The sequence below is a fragment of the Colwellia sp. MB02u-9 genome, from assembly GCF_014077085.1.
Lineage (GTDB): Bacteria > Pseudomonadota > Gammaproteobacteria > Enterobacterales > Alteromonadaceae > Cognaticolwellia.
Window position 1 is genome coordinate 1 of the sequence record NZ_JACGVF010000054.1, and the last position, 885, is coordinate 885.

Sequence of the window (885 nt, forward strand, 5' to 3'; positions counted from 1 at the left end):
CATTAGTGTTCTCACGCTATCATCAAATAACAAGGTAATTCAATCTGACAAATATAGCTTGTCTCGTTTTTTGCAAAAGGCGCAAAAACCAATCCAACTATTTTTGCAGTTTAATTAAGCGTTAGCTTCATGGAGGATTCATCATCAAGTATCTATTAATAATAATGAGTTTATTGTCTTATTCTGTAAATTCTGAAGAATGGCATACGAATAATAAACCAGATAACTCAAACAGCTTTCAAGGATCTTCTGGCGAATTTGGTGCCATGATATTCATGACCACTGATTCTCAAAAAATGTTAGACAACTGGGAAGCTCCAACTCCTGGTTATCATATTCTAGAATCTGAGAATGTAGAAAAAGGCCAACCAATTGAAGCTTTAGTTTTATTTAGTGGTTGTTCTGCTAATGCAGATGGGAATTGTATAGCTGAGGTTGATTACCAAATTCTCAAGCCAGATGGCTCAATCTATGCGGAATATAAAAATACTGAATTATGGAAAAACAAACCCGCATTACCTAAAGGTCAATTAGGTTTAGCTATTGATCGCGTAGGGTTAATAGTGGAGGATAATGATCCTATTGGTGTATATAAAGTTACTTGCGTTGTAAAAGATCTTGTAAGTAATAATAAGTTTTTTATATATTCTAGTTTCAAAGTAAATGAAGCTAACAAGCAAATCAACAAGGACACGTAACAGTTGTCTACGTTTCGCTTCGCTACACAATTTTAGCCAACCATTACTTAGCCTGTTATTTGGGCGTTAGTTGCCAACACTAGTTCGAATATTATTTGTTAATATTTTAGTGTTTATCATCAATTTTTGGTGTTCTTTTCGTTCTTTGTTGTGGTAACTTTAGTGCGCTATTTTGTTAGGCGCTTTT

General features: G+C 34.0%; 1 protein-coding gene. It reads left to right on the plus strand.

Translation table 11 applies throughout. From position 1 onward, the window contains the following. Positions 1-173 precede the first annotated feature (173 nt). Positions 174-698: a hypothetical protein gene (locus H4J65_RS00430; protein ID WP_182194090.1), complete on the plus strand. Its 525-nt coding sequence runs from the start codon at positions 174-176 to the stop codon at positions 696-698. Positions 699-885 lie beyond the last annotated feature (187 nt).